Origin of the sequence: Streptomyces sp. NPDC047886, assembly GCF_043204435.1 — a bacterium.
In the GTDB taxonomy this organism is placed as follows: Bacteria; Actinomycetota; Actinomycetes; order Streptomycetales; family Streptomycetaceae; genus Streptomyces.
Window position 1 is genome coordinate 193566 of the sequence record NZ_JBIDCF010000006.1, and the last position, 18182, is coordinate 211747.

Below are 18182 nucleotides of genomic sequence, written 5' to 3' on the forward strand. Positions count from 1 at the left end.
CGCTACCGCCGCGCCGCCGCACCCCGCACCGCCGGCACGGGTACGGGCGCCGTACGCGCAGGGGAGGAACCGATGTCCACGCAGGCCGCGACCGCCGCCGCGCGCCGCAGCAAGATCACCCCGGAGCGCGAGCACGAGCTCTACGGAGCGGTGCTCGACCTGCTCAGGGAGGGCGGCTACGACGCCGTCACCATGGAGGGCGTCGCCGCCCGCACCAAGTGCGGCAAGGCGACCCTGTACCGGCAGTGGAAGACCAAGCCGCACCTGGTCACGGCCGCGCTCGCGAAGAGCCGCCCGGCCTTCTTCACCGGCATCGACACCGGCTCGCTCGCCGGGGACCTGCGCGCGGCGGCGCGGGCCGTCGCCGCCCGCCCCGGCCGGGACACCGAGCTGATGGAAGCCGTCGGGCAGGCGTACCTCCAGCACCCCGATCTGCGCCGGGCGCTGCGCGAGACGGTCATCGACCCGGAGGTGGCCGCGCTGGAGGCCATGCTGGCCCGTGGTGTCGAGCGCGGTGACGTCGACGCGGACCATCCCGCGCTCGGATTCGTCGCCCCCTGTCTCTTCGGCGTCCTGCGCGTCGAGCGGCTCTTCGACGACAGGTTCGCGGACGGCGACGCCCTGCCCGCCTTCGTGGAAGCGGTGATCCTGCCCGCCCTCGGACTGGCGCCGCCCGCCCAGGCCGGACCCGCCGCCCCCTGACATCGCCGGGCCGTTTCAGCCCTCGTGCCTCAGCCGCGGTGCATCGGCCGCCGCGTCGACGCTCCGATCCGGGTCTCCCTCCCGCCCGCGCCGTACGTCCGCCGCCCGCCCTGCTCTCCTCGCGTCCGCCGTATCCGCCGCATCTGCCGTGCCCGCCGCATCTGCCGTGTCCGCCGTGCCCGCCGTATCCGCCGTGCCCGCCGCATCCGCCGTGTCCGCCGCCCCGTCGGCCTCCGGTCCCGCCGTGATCCGGTCGGCGAGCCGGGTCGCCCACGCCACCAGCCCGCGCACGTCGATACCGTGCGGCTCCTGACCGGCGTACGACGCGATCCGGTCCGCGCCCCGCAGCAGCAGTCGCGCCCCGCCGACCGCGTTGCCACGCGCCGCGTGCGTCAGGCCGACCGCCAGCTGCGCCAGGCCACGCCACAGCTCGCGCTCCGCCTCGCGCGGGCACGACTTCCAGGCATCCTCCAGCACCTCGTGCGCATGGAACGGCAGCCCCCCGTCCAGCAGGAACTGCGCTTCCCGCAGCGTCTCGTCCGGCGTCCGCACCACACCCTCCGGCGCCCGTGCCACGCCCGGCGCGCCGTACGGCAGGGGGCGCCCCAGACCGTCCCGGGGGCGCGCGCTGCGGGCACGCCCCTCCATGTCCCGGTCCCTCCGTGTCCTGTCCACGCCTCGATTGTCACCCGTCCGGCGTCGGCGGCCGGAACCGTGTCCCCCGCCCTGGTCACCGCACTAGGCTCGATCATTCAGGACCGCCCCGCCGAGCGCCGCACCCACTCGCACACCGCTCGCCACGGCCTCGTACCCGGCGTCCTGTGGGGACCCGACAGGCACACGCGAAAGGGCAGACGATGCCGCCGTCCCGGCCGGAACACCAGCTCCCGTCACCGCTGTTGGAGCGGGAACCGGAGCTCGCCGCCGCCGCTCGCGCCATCGAGGCGCTGCACGGCCCGGGGAGAAGCGGCGGCCTGCTGGTCTACCGGGGCGAGGCCGGCATCGGGAAGACCGCGCTGCTCGCCGGGGTGCGCGCGCTCGCCGCCGACCGCTGCACCGTCGCCGCGGCGCGCGGCGGCCAGACCCTCACGTCGGTGCCGTTCCACGTCGTACGGCAACTGCTGCTGCCCGCGCTCCAGCCGCTGCCCGGCGCCACCCTGCGCGGCCTGTTCGGCGACCGGTACGACATCGCCGCGCCGGCGCTCGGCCTCGCCGCGCCGAACGGGCCGCTCGCCGACCCGCAGGGCGTCCGCGACGCACTCGACCGGGTGGTGACCCGGCTCGCCACACGCTGCCGCGACCGGCCCCTCGTCCTGCTCGTGGACGACGCCCACTGGGCCGACACCGAGTCGCTGACCTGGCTCGCCTCCCTCGCCTCCCTCGCCTCCCTCGCCACCGAGCCGCCCCGGCCGCCGCTGCTCCTCGTCGTCGCCCACCGCCCCGGCGTACGGACACAACCCGCCGCCTCGCTGCTGGACCGGCTGGGGGAGGAGGCCAGGCTCAGGGTGACCCTGAGCGCCCTCACCCCCGAGGCCACCGCCGACCTCGCCCGCACCGCGCTCGGCGACCGCGCGGACGCCGCGTTCTGCGCCGAGGTCTGGGCCGTGACCGGCGGCAACCCGTACGAGACGGTGGAGCTCCTGGCCGGCGTCCGGGACCGGATGATCGACCCGGCCGCCGCCCCGGCGGGCCTCCTGCGGGACCTCGGCGCCTCCACGCGCGGCAGCGGCCTCGTAGCCCGGCTGGAGCGGCTCGGCACGGGACCGACCCGGTTCGCGTGGGCGGCCGCCGTCCTCGGCACCGACATCTCGCGGGGCCTGGCCGCCACCCTCGCCGGAATGGGCGCGGAGGAGGCCGAGGAGTGCGCGAAGCGGCTGCGGGAGGCCCGCGTCGTGACCGGCTCGGACCCGCTGGAGTTCGTCCACCCGCTCATCGCCACAGCCATATACCGCTCCATCCCGCCCGCGACCCGTACCGCCATGCACGGCCGGGCCGCCTGGGCGATCGGCCAGGCGGGCCTCGGCCCGGCGGCCGCCTCCCGCCATCTGCTCGAAGTCCACCCGGACGACGACGAGGAGGTCGTCGGCCAACTGCGCCTCGCCGCCCGCGAACACCTCGCCGTCGGCGCCCCCGAGGCGGCCCGCCGCTGCCTTGAGCGGGCCCTCCAGGAACCGCCGCCGCCCCGCGCGTACGCGGAGGTCCTGTACGAGCTGGGCTGCGCCACCCTCCTCACGTCACCGCCCGCCACCGTGCGCTACCTGCGCTCCGCCCTCGACCTGCCGGGCCTCGCCGACACACTGCGCACCGACGCCACCTGCCGCCTCGCCCAGGCGCTCGCCCACAACAACCAGCTCCGCGAGGCCGCCGCGACCGTCGCGGCCGAGGCCGCCAGGGCCCCGCAGGGCGACGACAGAAGCCGTCTGGAGGCGGCCCGGTTCATGTACGAGGCGTTCCAGGCCACCGAGGACGACCCGGCCGGCCGCTCCCGCCGCCTCGCGGGCCTCACCGACCACCTCGCGGGCGCCGACAACGCCGAACGGGCCCTGCTGTCCCTGCGCGCGTTCGACGCGATGCTGCGCGGCGAGGACGCCCACCTCGTCCACGACCTGTGCGACCGGGCGCTCGTCGACGGCGCCCCCGCCCGCGGCCAGGGCTGGACGGACACCGAATGGGGCTTCGAGACACCTGCCATGATCGGCATCGCGTACGCCTTCACCGACCGGCCCGACCGCGCCCGCGAGCTCTTCGAGGAGTCCGTCCGCGCCTATGAGATCTCCGGCTGGAGCGGCGCCCACCTCGCCTTCTCCCACACCCTGCTCGGCATGGTCCACCGCCGCCGCGGCGACCTGGTCCGGGCCGAGGGATTCCTCCGCGAAGGGCTGCGCCTCGCGGACCGGGTCGGGCAGGGCCTCGCCGTCCACTGGGACGCCGCCTGCCTCCTCATCGACACCCTCCTCGCCCGGGGCCGGACGGAAGAGGCCAGGTCGGTGGCCGACCGGTACGCCTTCGGGCCGCCCTGGCCGAGCGCGATGGTCCTCCCGGACGGGCCCTGCGTACTCGGCCGCCTCCTCCTCGCGGAAGGCCGCACGGCGGAAGCCGTCACCGAACTGACCGAGGCGGGCAGCGCCTTGGAGCGCAGGGGCCGGCACAACGGGATCTGGGCGCCCTGGGCGGTCGACCTCGCCCGCGCCCTCGCCGCCGACGACCCCGACCGGGCCTCCCGCCTCGCCGCCCGGGCACGAACGCGGGCGGAGCGCTTCGGCACCCCCACCGCGATCGGGGAAGCCCTGCGCTGCGCGGCCCTGTTCGCCCGCCCCGACGACGCCGTCCCGCTCCTCGCCCAGGCCGTGCACCACCTGGCGGCATCCCCGTCCGCGTACGAACACGCGCTCGCCAGGTACGACTACGGCATGGCCCTGGGCTCGCCCCGGGAACTGTCCCGGGCGGCCGACCTGGCCACCGCCTGCGGCGCCGTCACCCTCGCCACCCGCGCCCGACAGGCCCTGGCATCGGACCTGGCCCGCGAGTGAGGTAATGTTCTCTTGCGCGCTCACCACGGCGGAAGCCGGGCGAAGCGCGACGGGACGTGGCGCAGCTTGGTAGCGCACTTGACTGGGGGTCAAGGGGTCGCAGGTTCAAATCCTGTCGTCCCGACTTTGCGAAGTCGCAGGTCAGGGGCCGTTTCAGAGCAATCTGAAACGGCCCCTTGATCGTTTTTGGGGACCACTTGGGACCAACGCAGCTTGACCGTGTCAGCGCGCGACCACGATCGGGCTCGGCAGGGTCCGGGGAGCGCGGAGCACGCTGAGGTGGGCGGTGAGGGCGGCGCCTGCGGCGGTGATCTGGCGGACGTCGGGGTGCAGGTACCGCTGCGTGGTGATGAGCGATCCAAGGCGGCTTCGGCCGACGGACGCTTGGGACATTGACCCGGTGCCGGCAGTGAGCGTGATGTGCCACCCATCCGCGGTACGGAGGTGTTCGGAGACTTACTGATCGTTTCAGAATGAAGTTCGGAGTGGTCTCAAGCAGATGATGACGCAAGCGAGTTGGAGCAGGCCGAGGTGAAGATCGGCATGTATCTCGTAGCGGATCCGCAGCCGTTTGAACTGATGGAGGCAGGTGAAGGTCTGCTCGACACCCCCTCGCGTCTTGCCCACACCGGAGCCATGTGGAACGTCTCGGCGGGCGATCTTCGGTGTGATAGGGAGAACCCATGACCGACGCCGCACCTTCACGATTCCTGCGCCTCGTCCTCCGCGTGGACGCCTTCGCCACGTCCCGGACCGGGAGCATGACGCTGATCCCGGTCCTGTTCGTGCTGGTCACCACCGACACCCTCGCGGGCTACGTGGCTGCGGGCACCCTCTTTGCCGCCCTCGTGCTCGCCGGTGTCGTTGGCCGCCGCCACGAGCGGTCCAACGAACCTCTTTCGCCCTGAATGGTCGCAGGTCAGCAGGGTTTGCATGGCTCGGCCGATGCGGCTGATGTGGTGAGTCGAGCAGCGTGCTCTGCGCATGATGCGCCGGACCGAGGAAGCTAGGCCGAAGCCCTGCGGGCGTATAACTGATCATTTCAGAATGAGCGCTGGCTATTCGTCATTGAGCTTCTTCGAGTTGGCCACCGATCGGGTGATGGGCCGTGAAGCGCAACGAACGAGGCCCCGAGTTGTTGATCGAGATGTCTGACGTCTCCATCACGTTGCTCGGGGGCCTCGTTGGTCATCCATCCTGTCGCACTCGACCTGCCGCATGCACTCGTGGAGTGGGTCACCATGCTGATCGTCACCCGTGAGGGCGACCGGCGCCGCAAGCTCCGTCCGTCCCAGCGGGCGATGGTGGCACTGGTGTACCTACGCGAACACACCACGCTGGCGAAGATCGCCGCCGGTTTCGGGATCAGCGCGTCCGCCGCCCACGCCTACACCCGCGCGGTCATCGACCTGCTCGCCGAACGAGCACCGGGTCGCGCTCGGGTACCCGCAGGCTGAGGCCGGCCCGCTGCGGAGGAATCCGAAACGCCCCACACGCCGCGGACAGGTGGAGCACTGAGCCGCTTCTTCCCTGCCACAGCGGTACGTCCATGCCCGCCAGAGGACCGAGAGGAACGTCGCGTGCTGTGGGAAGGGGGCCTCGTCATGTGCTGTAACGCTCGCGGACACGCACGTGAGCTCCTCCCTCGGGATCGCGAAGCTGTGCCGCATCAGCCTGCCGCACGCCCGCGGGATACGGAGTGGCTTTCGCCGATCGAGTGACGCGGCGGTGCATGCCAATGGTCGGCCCGCGCGCGCCGCCTGTCGTCGTGGTGCCAGTTCGCTCCTCGGGGTGAGGCTCGTCACTATGGGGGTGTGATGTTCCTCCGGCTCGAATTGGGGCTGGGACGTTCGAGGCGCGCTCGATGTGCGCGAACCTCGAGTGGCCACTCAGGGTGGCGGCTGGTTTGGGGACCACACGGTATGCGCGATGGTGACCCGGCTCGACGGGGACCGGGCGCACGGCACGCCGAGGCGCGAGAGGTGCGGGCCCCGGCACGGGGACGAGCCCGCGCCCCGGTGGGCGGGCCGTGGCGAGGAGGGCCCGCGGTCGCGGGGAGCCCCGTAAGGTGGGAGGACCGGATGCCTTCCGGCTCCCCGTACCACCCCGCACCACCCCGTACCGGAGCGCGTATGCACCACCCGCCCACCGGACCGGACGACGACTCCGGCGCGCTGTTCGGGCTGGACGCCCTCGACGCGGAGGTGCGACCGGCCGCGCCGCAGGACGGGCGGCCGCTCTTCCGGGACTCGGCGGCGGCTCGCCGGCTGCTGCCCGTGCGGGAGATCCACGCGGAACCCGCCGCGGCGGCGTCCCCGCGAGGCAGGCAGATCGTGAGCCGCTTCCCCGATGCGCGGCTGGTCACCGTGGACTCCCACTGGCGCATCCCCGGACTGCACGGCAACGAGGGCAACGTCGACCGCTGGGTCCGGATCAAGGGCGAGACCCTCGTCCTCGGGGAGAAGAAGACCCTCACCACCCGCCCCAACGGCCGGTCCGCCGACTGGATCGCACCCGGCGCCTCCAACGGCTGCGCGATGGCCTGCGCCTACTGCTACGTGCCCCGGCGCAAGGGGTACGCCAACCCGATCACCGTCTTCACCAACATCGACCGGATCATCGCCCACCTCGCCCGCCACGTCGCACGGCAGGGACCCAAGCCGGAGCCGAACCAGTGCGACGCCCGGTCCTGGGTGTACGACATCGGCGAGAACGGCGACTGCTCGGTGGACGCCCTGGTCTGCGACAACACAGCGGACCTCGTGCGCGCCTTCCGGCAGTGGCCGACCGCCAAGGCGTCCTTCGCCACCAAGTTCGTCAACCCCGACCTGCTCGCGCTCGACCCGCGCGGCCGGACGCGGATCCGCTTCTCCCTCATGCCGCCGGACGACGCACGGCTGCTCGACGTGCGGACGTCACCCGTATCCGAGCGTATCGCCGCCGCCGCGGACTTCCTGGACGCCGGTTACGAGGTGCACCTCAACCTCTCGCCCGTGGTCGTACGCCCCGGCTGGCAGGACGCCTGGGCGGAGCTCCTCCGGCACCTCGACGACGTCTTCCCGCAGCGGGTGAAGCGGCAGGCCGCAGCCGAGGTGATCATGCTGACGCACAACCGGGAACTCCACGAGGTCAACCTCGGCTGGCACCCCCGAGCGGAGGACGTGCTGTGGCGCCCGGAACTCCAGCAGGCCAAGCGCTCCCAGAACGGAGCCCTCAACGTCCGCTACCGCAACGGGGTCAAGGCGGAGGCGGTGGCCGCGCTCCGCGAACTGATCCGCCTGCACGCCCCCTGGCTCGACGTCCGGTACGCCTTCTGACCGCGGGGCCCCCGCGTGCGGCCCGCCCGCCGGGGGCGGGTCCCCTTGGCGGCGCCGGCGCGCCCGGCCGCGAGCGAGCCCGGTGTCAGCCCGGGAACCTGCCGGACGACCGCAGCTCCCAGCGGCGCTCGGCATACGCCAGGTCGTCCCGCCAGAGCCGCCCCGCCGCCGCGCGCACCACCGGCCGCAGCAGCGGGGCGGCCCGGCGTACGAAGGCGAACCCCGGCCGGTCCGAGGCCGCCACCACGGCCTCGGTCACCGCCGTACGCGGGCGCCCCCGGTCGTCCGGCCCCAGCGGAGTGGCATGGGTCTCCACCACGGAGCCCGCGCCCTCCCCGGCGGTGACGCGCATGACGACGGTCCGCGGTTCGGGAGCGGTGAACACCGCCCTGACCGGCACCACCAGCCGCCCCGCCACCTTGAAGGAGACGTCGACGGTGAAACCGCCGTCGTCCTCACCGGGCGTGCCGACCACCGTCAGGTCGACGAACGAGTACGGGTGGTACCACGCCCCGTGCCAGGGATCCAGGCGGTTGGCCACGATGTCCTCGGGTTCGCACACCCCGGTGTCCGTGTACACGGCCGCCAGTCCGCGCCGGAGAGCGGGGCGGACCGGCACGACGGGCTCGTCCAGCGGCGCCTCCCCGCCGACCTGATCCAGCCGCACCCAGACGAGGACGCCGTCGTCGAAGACGGGCAGCGGGTCCCAGCCCGCGAACGAGGAGCCGTCCAGGGCGAGTCCGTGCCAGTGGCACACCAGCGTGCCGCACCGGACGGGACTGTCCGCCAGGGGTGCCCCCAAGTGGGGGCAGACGCCCGGACCGGCGTGGAGCCGCCCGCCGGCACCACGCCAGACGACCACCTCGCGGCCCGCCACCGTGCCGGCCAGCGGGCGTTCGGGGCGCAGCGCGTCGGCGGCGCCGACGACGAACCAGTTGCCCGACGGCCGGGCTTGGGCGCGTTTCAACGCGTCCGCGATGACGCCCGGCCTGGCGTCGCGCCAGGTGGGCCGCTGCCGGTCCCACGGAACGGGGCGGCGGCGCAGCGACAGGGGCAGACGTGCGCGGGGCCGGCGGTTCACGCGACCTCCTCGGAGACCGGTCGGGCCGGGGCGGCAGGCGGGGCGGCAGGCTGGGCGGCGGACGCGGTGCGGGACAGGCGGCGGTGCCGCAGCCGCGCGGCGACCACCCGGGCCAGCCCGTCGGCCGCGACCGCCGCTCGCGTCCGCCGCCGCACCGCCGCGCGGCGGTGCAGCACCGCGTAACCGTCCCGGGCGACGGCGTCGAGGATGCCGCCGTAGAGGACGAACGCGGTGCGGACGCAGGGCCGTGCCACCGGATCGAGCATGCGCAGACCCGGTTCCGCCTCCCGGTAGACACGGCGGGTGAGCGCATCGAACTCCCGCAGCGCGGCGATGACGCGGCGGTCGTCACGTCCCGTGTCCCGGCACCGGCGCAGCAGCTCCCGGTCGGCTCCGTGTGCGGCGAGCAGGTCGGCCGGCACGTACACCCGGCCCCGGTCGAGGTCCTCGCCCACGTCCCGCAGGAAGTTGGTCAGCTGGAAGGCCACACCGAGGGCCGCCGCGTGCGGCGCGGCCTCATCGCGCGGCGCCACCGTGCCCAGCACCGGCAGCATCTGCAGCCCGATGACGGCGGCCGAGCCGTGCATGTAGCCGCGCAGGTCGGCGTAGGTGGGGTAGTCCGTCACCACCAGATCGGACCGCATCGCCGCCATGAAGTCCCGGAAGTGGCTGTGCTCGATGGCATAGCGGCGCGCGGTGTCGGCGACGGCCAGCACCACCGGCTCGTCGCCTCCGCCCTGCCGGAGCCCGCTGTCCAGCCGCCGCTGGAGCACCGCCAACCGCGCCTCCCGCACCGTGTCGTCCGCCCCGGAGCCGAACGAGTCGACGATGTCGTCGGCCCACCGGGCGAACCCGTACAGCGCGTGCACGGCGGGTCTGCGCTCCACCGGCAGCAGCCGGGTCGCGAGGAAGTACGTCCTGCCGTGCGCCGCGTTGAGCCCGCGGCACCGGCGGTAGGCGGCCCGCAGCACCGGGTCGGTGATGCCCGCGGCGTCGAGTTCACGGCCGGTCATGCGGGGGTCTCCTCGGCTCGGGCGGCTGCCGGACGGACGGCGGAGCGCACGCCGCCGCCGGTGATGCGGGCCGCCGCCAGCTTCCCCGACACCAGCGCGGTCGGCACCCCGACGCCCGGGGTGGTGCCGCACCCGGCGAGCACGGCGTTCTCCGTGCCGCGTACCCGGTTGCGGGGCCGGAAGGGACCCGTCTGCAGGAAGGTGTGGGCCACCGAGAACGGGGTGCCCGCAGCGTGCCCCTGCCCCAGCCAGTCGGCCGGGGTGACGAGGCACTCCTCGTCGATGGCCGCCCCGATGCCGTCGAAACCGCGCCGCTCCAGCTCCCGCAGGAGGGCGTCCCGGTAGCGCGGGCCGAGTTCGCCCCACGCGGCGGGCCCCGGCCCGAGAGCGGTGTTGGGGCAGGGCGCGAGGATGTAGTGCAGATGGCGGCCCGGCGGGGCCAGCCCGGGATCGGTGGCCGTGGGCCGGGTGATCAGCAGGGACGGATCGCTCATCAGCCGCCCCTCGCGGGTGAGTTCGTCGAACGTGGTCCGCCACGCCGCGCCGAACGAGATGGTGTGGTGGGCGAGCTGCGGCCAGGTGCGGTCCGTGCCCGCGTGCAGCACGACAGCGGAGGGCGAGTGGCGCAGCCGCACGGGCCTGCGGGGGCCGCGGCCGAGGAGCCGGTACGCGACGGGCAGGTCGGGTGTGAGCACGACCGCGTCGCAGGGGACGCGGTCCTCACCGGTGACGACGGCGGTGATCCGCCCGCCCGACCGCTCCAGCCGGGCCGCCTCCTGACCGAACCGCAGTTCGGCGCCCGCGTCGGCGGCGGCGTCGGCCATCGCCTGCGGCAGGGCGTGCATGCCGCCGCGCGGGAAGTACACGCCGGCGACCGTGTCCATGTAGGCGATGACGGCGTAGGCGGCCAGGGCCCTGGCCGGGGGGACGCCCGCGTACAGCGCCTGGAAGGAGAACACCCGCCGCAGCCGTTCGTCCTCGAGGAAACGGCCGATGCGCCGGTCGAGCCGGCCGAAGCCGCCGAGCGCCGCGAGGCGGGCGAGATCGCCGGTCAGCAGGTCGAGGGGCGAGTCGAAGTTCGCGTCGATGAAGCTGCGCATCTGCGCCCGGTAGAGCCGCTCCAGCCAGGTGCGCAGCCGCCGGTAGCCCGCCGCGTCCTCGGCCCCGGCGAACCGCTCGACCTCCTCGGCCATCGCGTCGCCTTCGGTGTGCACGTCCAGCGTGCTGCCGTCCGCGAAGGACGCCCGGTAGGCCGGGTGCAGCGGGATGAGCTCCACCCGCCGGAACAGGCTGTCGCCGACCGCAGCGAAGGCCTCATCGGCGAGCTCGGGCATGGTCAGCACGGTCGGCCCGGTGTCGATCCGGTAGCCGCCGAGATCCAGGCGGCCGGCCCGTCCGCCGGGCAGCGGGTCCCGCTCCACGACGGTGACCCGGCGTCCGGAGCCCAGGAGGTGGAGGGCGGCCGAGAGGCCGGCGAGCCCCGCGCCGACGACCACCACGTGGTCCGTACGGCCGGTCACCGTACGGGTCATCGCCGTACCTCCGGCGTGCCGGAGCCGACGGAGCCGACGGGGGCGAGGGAGGGGCCGGTGGCGAGGTTGGGACCGGGGGTGGGGGAGGGGCCGGGATGCGGGCGGGCGGGTGGCTCGTCGGGGGCGCGGGACGCCGTCGCCGCGATCAGCAGCTCCCGCAGGCGGCCCGCCGCGGCCGGGGCGAGCGGGGCGCCGTCGACGTGGTGGAGCCCCTGCGCCGCCGCATGGTCGATCCTGGCCTCGACCGCGGCCCGCGCGCCGGTGCGCACCAGCACCTCCCGTACCTCGTCCAGCCCCGCAGACGTCATCCCCGCGTCGCCGAGCGCCCGTTCCAGTACGCCCAGGGCGTGCCGGTCGCCGGCCGCCGTGGCGCGCGCCGTCGCCACGGCGACCAGGTACGTCGGCTTACCCTCGCGGATGTCCCCGCCGCACGGCTTGCCGGTGCTGCCAGGGTCCCCGAAGACGTCGTCCAGGTCGTCGCGGAGCTGGAAGGCCATGCCCACACAGCGCCCGGCCGACGACAGCGCCTGGATGGTGCCGGCCTCCGCGCCGGCCACGGCGGCGCCCAGGGCGAGGGGCCGCTCCACCGAGTACAGCGCGCTCTTGAGACAGGCGGCGCGCAGCGCGCCCGGCCGGGAGCGCGACCCGGTGAGCTGGCCCCGCAGATCGAGGAACTGACCGGCCACCATCTCCGTCCGCATGTCGCTCCACAGACGGTGCACCACGGTCGCCGCCGACGGATCCAGCGCGAGTTCGGCCACCATGTCGTCAGCCCACGCGAGCGCCAGGTCCCCGGCCAGGATCGCGGCGGCCTCCCCGAAGCGCGCGACGCGGGCCGGTGACGCGGCGCCGGCGGACCGGTCGCGTACGTCGGCGTGCAGCGCCGGACGGCCGCGCCGCAGCGTCGAGCCGTCCATCACGTCGTCCTGGACCAGGGCGCAGGTCTGCAGCAGTTCGAGCGCCGCGCCGATCCGCAGGGCCGCCGCCACGGATGCCTCGTCAGCCCCGCCGCAGGCGCGCATCGACCACCAGACCAGCTGCGACCGGGTGCGCTTGCCGCCGTCCAGCGTGAAGCGGGCGACCCGCTCGGCCAGTTCGCTCGCGAACCGGCCGTCCAGGGCGTGGGCCCGCGCGAGCCGGTCGGCGAGTACCAGTTCCAGCACGCGGCCGACCGCGGCGGGTACGTCCGCGTCGACGGCGTCCGCGTCGACGGCGTCCGCGTCGACGGCGTCCGCGTCGACGGCGTCCGGGCCGTCGGCGTCCGGGCTGTCGGTGTCTGGGGCGATGGCGTCCGGGCTGTCGGTGTCTGGGGCGATGGCGTCCGGGCTGTCGGTGTCTGGGGCGATGGCGTCCGGGCTGTCGGCGTCCGCGTCGACGGCGTCCGGGCCGTCGGTGTCTGGGGCGATGGCGTCCGGGCTGTCGGTGTCTGGGGCGATGGCGTCCGGGCTGTCGGCGTCCGCGTCGACGGCGTCCGGGCCGCCGGTGTCTGGGGCGATGGCGTCCGCGTCGACGGCGTCCGGGTCCGCTGTGCCCTGCTCCCCGGTGTGCGGAGGCGCGGTGCGCGCGGGCGCGGCGTGGTGCGGCGCGGTACGCGAGGGCGGGGCGGCCCCAGGGTCCCCGTGGCCGTGCGCCGGGCCGGTGGCCGCCCGGCCGGGCCGCTCGTGCCGGAGGTGCTCGTCCGGAGCCACCAGGCGGGGAACGGGCGGCGGCGCGGCCGCGGGATGGTCCTTCGCCTGACTGGGCCGCATCCCGGTTCCTCTCGTCGTGGTGTCGATGGCTTCTTCATCGTCCTTCGGCCATCCCCCGTGATACGGATGCGGATCGTGCCGGGTAGCCGGAACTCGCGGAAAGCCGCCGTGTGGACGCGTCCGCCCGGGTGACGGCATCCGATGCGGGCGTGGGACGGGAATGGGCTCAGGTGAGCGCGCGCGGACGTGGGACGGCGACGGGCGTCGGGCGAGCGGGCGCGGACGGGGGACGACAACGGGCGCCGGGCGAGCGCGGACCGGGGGACGGGAACGGCGCCGGGCGAGCGGGCGCGGACGTGGGACGGAGGGAGTCGCGGTGCCGGAGGTGGATGTGGCCGTCGTGGGAGCGGGAGCCGCCGGGCTGTCCCTCGCCCACCGCCTGAGCGGACATGTGCCGGGGGCCCGGACGCCGTCGGTGGTGCTGGTCGACGCGCCTCCGGGGCCGCTGCGGCCCCCACCGCGAACCTGGTGCTTCTGGGAGTCCGGCCGTGGGCGCTTCGACGCGGCCGTACGGGCGCAGTGGCGGCACCTGCGGGTACGGCCGCCCACCGGGCGGCCGATCGATGGCGACATCGCGCCGCTGCGCTACAAGATGATCCGCTCAGACGACTTCGAGGCCCTCGTCGGCCGGGACCTGGCGGGCAGCCCCAACGTCCGGCGGGTGGAGGCGACCGTCGACACCGTGGACGAGTATCCGGGCGGGGCCCGCGTGAGGACGACCGGCCCGGACGGCGGCGAGGGCCTCGTGGACGCCCGCTGGGTGTTCGACTCCCGGCCCCTGGGCAGCCTCCCGGCCGCCCGCACCCTCCTGCTGCAGCACTTCCACGGCTGGTTCGTCCGCACCGCGCGGCCCGCCTTCGACCGGGCGACCGCCGAGCTCATGGACTTCCGTACGCCGCAGCCCCGCGACGGGCTGTCCTTCGGCTACGTCCTGCCCACCGGACCGTGCGAAGCCCTCGTGGAGTACACGGAGTTCTCCCCGCGCGTCCTGACGGCGAGCGGCTACGCGTCGGCCGTACGGCACTACGTCGAGGACGTGTTGCGCCTCGGCGACACGGAGGTCGTCGCCACCGAGACCGGCGTGATCCCCATGACGGACGCCCCCATGCCGCGTCGCGTCGGCGCGTCGGTGTTCCGGATCGGTGCCGTCGGAGGCGCGACCCGCCCGTCCACCGGCTACACCTTCGCGGGCCTCCAGCGCCAGACGCGGGCGGTCGCCGCCGCCCTGCGGGAGGGGCGCCGGCCGGTGCCGCCTGCCGCCCACTCCGCCCGTGCCCGCGCCATGGACGCCGTCCTCCTGAGGGCCCTGGACAGCGGCCGGGTCGACGGCCCCGCGCTGTTCGCCCGGCTGTTCACCCACGTGCCCATGGGGCGGCTGCTGCGCTTCCTCGACGGCCGCACCGGCCTTTTCGAGGACATCGCCGTGGGGTTCCGCACCCCGATCGGCCCGATGCTCCGCACCGCCGTCGAACTGCCCCGCCTGCCGCGCCGCCCTTCTGACTGACCCGTCCGGCCACGCCCCGGCCACGCCACGTCCTGCCCCACCCCGCAGCTTCTTGCCGGCCCTTCCCTTGCCTTTCCTTCCCTTCCCTTCCTTTCCCTTCCCTTCCCGTTCCTTCCCTTCCCTTCCCGTCCCTGGAGACCGTATGACCCTGCTGCGCGACGAAGACCTCGCCGCCGCGTTCGACCACGCGTCCCGCAGTTACGACAGGCTGGTGGCCGCCAACCCCGGTTACCACGCGCACCTGCGGCGCTCGGTGCGCCGCCTCGGCCTGCCCGGACCCGGGCGGGGGCTGCGCGTCCTGGACCTCGGCTGCGGCACCGGGGCCTCGACGGCCGCGCTCCGCTCCGCCCTCCCGGCCGCCGACCTCACGGCCGTCGACGCCTCCGCCGGCATGCTGGCGCGGGCCGCCGCCAAGCCCTGGGCGGGCGGGGTGCGGTTCGTGCACGCGCCGGTCGAGCGCCTGGCCGCCGCCGGGGTGCGGGGGCCCTTCGACGCGGTGTTCGCCGCCTACCTCTTCCGGAACGTCTCCGATCCCGACGCCGTCCTCACCGCGGTCCGGGATCTCCTGCGGCCCGGCGGACGGCTCGGCGTCCATGAGTACACCCTCAGCGGCCGCCGTGCCGACCGGGCGGTGTGGACCCTGGTGTGCCGCGGCGTCGTCCAGCCCGCGGCCACCCTCCTGGGGGACGGGCCGCTGTACCGGCACCTGTGGCGCAGCGTCGTCGGCTTCGACACCGCCGGGCGGTTCGCCGACCGCGTCCGGGACGCCGGCTTCGACCAGGTCCGCGCGCTGCCCCTGCCGGGCTGGCAGACCGGCATCACGCACACCTTCGTGGCCTGCCGACGGGAGGACCGCCGGTGATCCGCCCCGCGCCCCGCGCGGGAGCGGCACGCCGGGGCCGTGACCGGCGGGCCCGTGTCCTGCCCGCCCCCCATGGCGCCGAGCGCGTACGGGGCCGGCCGTCGGTCGCCGTGGTCGGCGCCGGGATCGCCGGACTGGCCGCGGCCACCGCACTGGCCGAACGGGGCGTCGCGGTGACGCTGTACGAGCGGGAGTCCCACGTCGGCGGGCGGGTCGGCGGTTGGCCGACCCGCCTGCGCGACGGCACCACCGCCACCATGAGCCGGGGCTTCCACGCCTTCTTCCGGCAGTACTACAACCTGCGGGGCCTGCTGCGCCGCACCGACCCGGGGCTGGAGCGGCTGACCGGTCTGCCCGACTACCCGCTGCTGCGCGCCGACGGCATGCGGGACGGCTTCCGGCACGTCCCGCGCACCCCGCCGTGGAGCGCGCTGGGCTTTGTCGCGCTCAGCCCCTCCTTCCGGCTGCGGGACCTGCGAGCCATGGACCCGGTCGCGGCCCTGCCGCTGCTCGACGTCCACGTCCCCGACGTGTACGACCGCCTCGACGGCACCTCCGCCCATGACTTCCTGGACGCCGTCCGCTTCCCGGAAAGCGCCCGCCACCTGGCGTTCGAGGTGTTCTCCCGGAGTTTCTTCGCCGACCCTCGGCAGCTGTCAGCGGCCGAGATGGCGCTGATGTTCCACATCTACTTCCTCGGCTCCGCCGAGGGCCTGTTGTTCGACGTGCCGCGCTCGCCCTTCCCGCAGGCCCTGTGGGCCCCCCTCGTCGGATACCTGGAGCGGCACGACGCCGAACTGCACACCGGCACCGCCGTCGAACACGTCGCGCCCGTCCGTGGCGGCGGCCACGACGTCGCCGCGGGCGGCGGCGAGCGCCGGTACGACGGCGTGGTGCTCGCCCTCGACCCCGCAGGGCTGCGGTCTCTCGTCGCCCGCTCGGAGAGGCTGGGCGACGCCCGGTGGCGGGAGCGGGTCTCCCGGCTGCGCACCGCCCCGCCGTTCCTGGTCACCCGGCTGTGGCTGGACCGGCCCGTCGCCGCCGACCGGCCGGGCTTCCTGGGCACCAGCGGCTTCGGCGGCCTCGACAACGTCAGCGTGCTGAACCGCTGGGAGGACGAGGCGGCCCGCTGGGCGGCACGCACAGGAGGTTCCGTCGTCGAGCTCCACGCCTACGCGGTGGACCCGGGCGCGGACCGCGCCGTCGAGCAGCGGCGCCTCGTGGCGCGGCTCCACCAGGTGTACCCGGAGACCCGCACGGCGGCGCTCGTCGACGTCCGGCACGAGTGGCGCGAGGACTGCCCGCTGTTCCCGGTGGGCGGCTACGCCGACCGGCCGGCCGTCCGCACCCCGGATCCCGCTCTCGTCGTGGCCGGGGACGCGGTACGCACCGACCTGCCCGTGGCGCTGATGGAACGGGCGGCCACGACCGGGTTCCTCGCCGCGAACGCCCTGCTGGAGCGGTGGGGCGTACGCGGGCAGACGCTGTGGACCGTACCGGACCGTGGGCGGGGCACCGTGCTGCCGAAGCTGGCCGCGTGGGCGGGGCGCTGAAACCCGCCACGACCCGCCGCAACCCGCCGCAACCCCCCGCATTCCGGGGCGGGCCCGCCCCGGGATGCTCCCGGTCCGCTCCGGATGCCGCGTACACGAGGAGCCTCGCCCCCCGGACACGCCTCGGACGCGTCTGCGGAGCCCCCGGACGACACCGCAACCGTTCACCGCGTCCGCGGGGAAGACGGGATGAGAGCGGACGGAGTACCGGCTTCGTCGCGGGGGCGCTTCCGAGCGGCGGAGGGGACACCACTGGCGGCGCCGGCACCCCCGCGAGGCGGCGCGCGAGGCCTTTGCCGCGCGGCGCCGGGCCCGCAGGGCGTCCCTCGCCCAGGGACCGGACGCCCTGTCCCGCCCGGCGCGGGACGCCGCCGCCCCGGCGGTCGCCCCCGGCCGGGACCGACCCGTGCCGCGCCCGGCCCACCCGGTCGGCACGCACCCGACGACCAGCACCACGAGACAGGAGGCGGACCGTGGACGTGAAAGGTGCGCGTGTCCTCGTACCCGGCGCCACCGGCGCCATCGGCGGCGTCCTGGCGCGGCGGCTGCACGGGCACGGAGCGCGGGTCGCCGTGGCGGGCCGCGACCCGGCCTCGCTCGCCCGGGTCGCCGCCGCCTGCGGTGGCGCCCCGGCCCGCCGCTTCGACGCCTACGACCTGGACGGCTGTGCCCGCACGGTCCCCTGGGCGGTGGACGAGCTCGGCCGTCTGGACGCGGTGGTGGTCTGCGTCGGAGTCGCCGGCTTCGGCCCGGCCGAGTCGGTCGGCGACACGGTCGCCGAGCACCTGCTGACGGTCAACGCGCTGGCCCCCATGGCCGTACTCCGCGCCGCCCTGACCGCCGTACCGCCGGGCGGCACCCTTGCCGCCGTGACCGGGGTCGTGGTGGACGCCGCGCCGGCGGGCATGGCGGACTACGCGGCTTCCAAGGCCGCGCTGGCGGCCTGGCTGACCGGGGTGCGCCGGGAGCGGCGGCGCACCGGCGGAACCGTCCTGGACATCAGGCTGCCGCACGTGGAGTCGGGCTTCGCGGAGCGTGCCGTGGCCGGCACCCCACCCGCCCTGCCCCGGGGGCGTACGGTCGACGAGGCCGTGGACATGATCGTCGGCGCCCTCACTCACGGCATCGATGCGGCGGGGGATCCCTGATCCGTGAAGGTGATGACGGCTCCGGGGCACACCCCGGCGGCAGTGCGGACGGCCGCGTGCCGGTCTCCGGGCGGCCGGGGGTCGAGGAGGACGACGAGGCCCTCGTCCTCGTCCTGGTCGAAGACCGAGGGGGCGGTCAGGGCGCACATGCCTGCCCCGAGGCAGCGGGCGCGGTCGACACGGACGTTCACG

Annotated in this window: 13 protein-coding genes, 1 tRNA gene and 3 pseudogenes; 10 read left to right on the plus strand and 7 right to left on the minus strand. The window is 75.2% G+C overall.

Annotation, left to right across the window (positions count from 1 at the left end; translation table 11 throughout):
- Positions 1-72 precede the first annotated feature (72 nt).
- A complete protein-coding gene (locus tag ACGF5U_RS21380) occupies positions 73-702 on the plus strand; it encodes a TetR/AcrR family transcriptional regulator (RefSeq protein WP_392711520.1) in 630 nt (209 codons plus the stop codon).
- A 195-nt stretch (positions 703-897) separates the two neighbouring features.
- Here ACGF5U_RS21380 and ACGF5U_RS21385 read toward each other — a convergent pair.
- A pseudogene (locus ACGF5U_RS21385) lies at positions 898-1377 on the minus strand (DUF309 domain-containing protein); the annotation flags it as partial.
- A gap of 182 nt (positions 1378-1559) precedes the next feature.
- Here ACGF5U_RS21385 and ACGF5U_RS21390 point away from each other — a divergent pair.
- A complete protein-coding gene (locus ACGF5U_RS21390; protein WP_392711521.1) occupies positions 1560-4232 on the plus strand; it encodes an ATP-binding protein in 2673 nt (890 codons plus the stop codon).
- 50 nt (positions 4233-4282) lie between these two features.
- Positions 4283-4356 (plus strand) — tRNA-Pro (locus ACGF5U_RS21395).
- A gap of 344 nt (positions 4357-4700) precedes the next feature.
- Here ACGF5U_RS21395 and ACGF5U_RS21400 read toward each other — a convergent pair.
- A pseudogene (locus tag ACGF5U_RS21400) lies at positions 4701-4982 on the minus strand (IS5/IS1182 family transposase); the annotation flags it as partial.
- On the opposite strand from ACGF5U_RS21400, the gene ACGF5U_RS21405 reads away from it, so the two are divergent.
- The 3 genes and pseudogenes from ACGF5U_RS21405 to ACGF5U_RS21415 all read left to right on the plus strand — a co-directional run bounded on the left by ACGF5U_RS21405 (position 4916) and on the right by ACGF5U_RS21415 (position 7549).
- The gene (locus ACGF5U_RS21405; RefSeq protein WP_392711524.1) at positions 4916-5140 is read left to right on the plus strand and encodes a hypothetical protein; all 225 of its coding nucleotides are present in this window, start codon (positions 4916-4918) and stop codon (positions 5138-5140) included. The pseudogene ACGF5U_RS21400 and the gene ACGF5U_RS21405 sit on opposite strands and share 67 nt — an antisense overlap.
- A 276-nt stretch (positions 5141-5416) precedes the next feature.
- Positions 5417-5665: pseudogene (locus ACGF5U_RS21410) on the plus strand (transposase family protein); the annotation flags it as partial.
- A gap of 699 nt (positions 5666-6364) precedes the next feature.
- A complete protein-coding gene (locus ACGF5U_RS21415; RefSeq protein ID WP_392711525.1) occupies positions 6365-7549 on the plus strand; it encodes a spore photoproduct lyase family protein in 1185 nt (394 codons plus the stop codon).
- A gap of 85 nt (positions 7550-7634) precedes the next feature.
- Here the strand turns inward: ACGF5U_RS21415 and ACGF5U_RS21420 are convergent, their stop codons facing one another.
- The 4 genes from ACGF5U_RS21420 to ACGF5U_RS21435 are packed head-to-tail and all read right to left on the minus strand — an operon-like array spanning position 7635 to position 12923.
- Positions 7635-8630 carry a DUF5914 domain-containing protein gene (locus tag ACGF5U_RS21420; protein ID WP_392711526.1) on the minus strand — a complete coding sequence of 332 codons (996 nt, stop codon included), beginning with the start codon at positions 8628-8630 and terminating at the stop codon, positions 7635-7637.
- A complete protein-coding gene (locus ACGF5U_RS21425) occupies positions 8627-9643 on the minus strand; it encodes a phytoene/squalene synthase family protein (RefSeq protein ID WP_392711527.1) in 1017 nt (338 codons plus the stop codon). The genes ACGF5U_RS21420 and ACGF5U_RS21425 overlap by 4 nt, the downstream gene beginning before the upstream one ends.
- A complete protein-coding gene (locus tag ACGF5U_RS21430) occupies positions 9640-11175 on the minus strand; it encodes a phytoene desaturase (RefSeq protein WP_392711529.1) in 1536 nt (511 codons plus the stop codon). Before ACGF5U_RS21430 ends, ACGF5U_RS21425 begins: the two co-directional genes overlap by 4 nt.
- Entirely contained in the window at positions 11172-12923 is a 1752-nt protein-coding gene (locus tag ACGF5U_RS21435) for a polyprenyl synthetase family protein (RefSeq protein ID WP_392818870.1), read from the minus strand. The genes ACGF5U_RS21430 and ACGF5U_RS21435 overlap by 4 nt, the downstream gene beginning before the upstream one ends.
- 316 nt (positions 12924-13239) lie before the next feature.
- Between ACGF5U_RS21435 and ACGF5U_RS21440 the strand changes: the two genes are divergently transcribed.
- From ACGF5U_RS21440 to ACGF5U_RS21455, 4 genes are all read left to right on the plus strand, one after another.
- Positions 13240-14427 carry a lycopene cyclase family protein gene (locus tag ACGF5U_RS21440; RefSeq protein WP_392711531.1) on the plus strand — a complete coding sequence of 396 codons (1188 nt, stop codon included), beginning with the start codon at positions 13240-13242 and terminating at the stop codon, positions 14425-14427.
- Positions 14428-14569: 142 nt separating this feature from the next.
- Complete coding sequence (locus ACGF5U_RS21445; protein WP_392711533.1) at positions 14570-15289, plus strand: methyltransferase domain-containing protein; 720 nt, start codon at positions 14570-14572, stop codon at positions 15287-15289.
- Entirely contained in the window at positions 15289-16842 is a 1554-nt protein-coding gene (locus ACGF5U_RS21450; protein WP_392711911.1) for an FAD-dependent oxidoreductase, read from the plus strand. Before ACGF5U_RS21445 ends, ACGF5U_RS21450 begins: the two co-directional genes overlap by 1 nt.
- Positions 16843-17315: 473 nt before the next feature.
- The gene (locus ACGF5U_RS21455; protein ID WP_392711534.1) at positions 17316-17990 is read left to right on the plus strand and encodes an SDR family NAD(P)-dependent oxidoreductase; all 675 of its coding nucleotides are present in this window, start codon (positions 17316-17318) and stop codon (positions 17988-17990) included.
- On the opposite strand, the gene ACGF5U_RS21460 is transcribed toward ACGF5U_RS21455, so the two are convergent.
- Positions 17960-18181, minus strand: coding sequence for a ferredoxin (locus ACGF5U_RS21460; RefSeq protein ID WP_392711535.1), 222 nt, complete (start codon positions 18179-18181; stop codon positions 17960-17962). The two genes, ACGF5U_RS21455 and ACGF5U_RS21460, sit on opposite strands and share 31 nt — an antisense overlap.
- Position 18182: the final 1 nt, after the last annotated feature.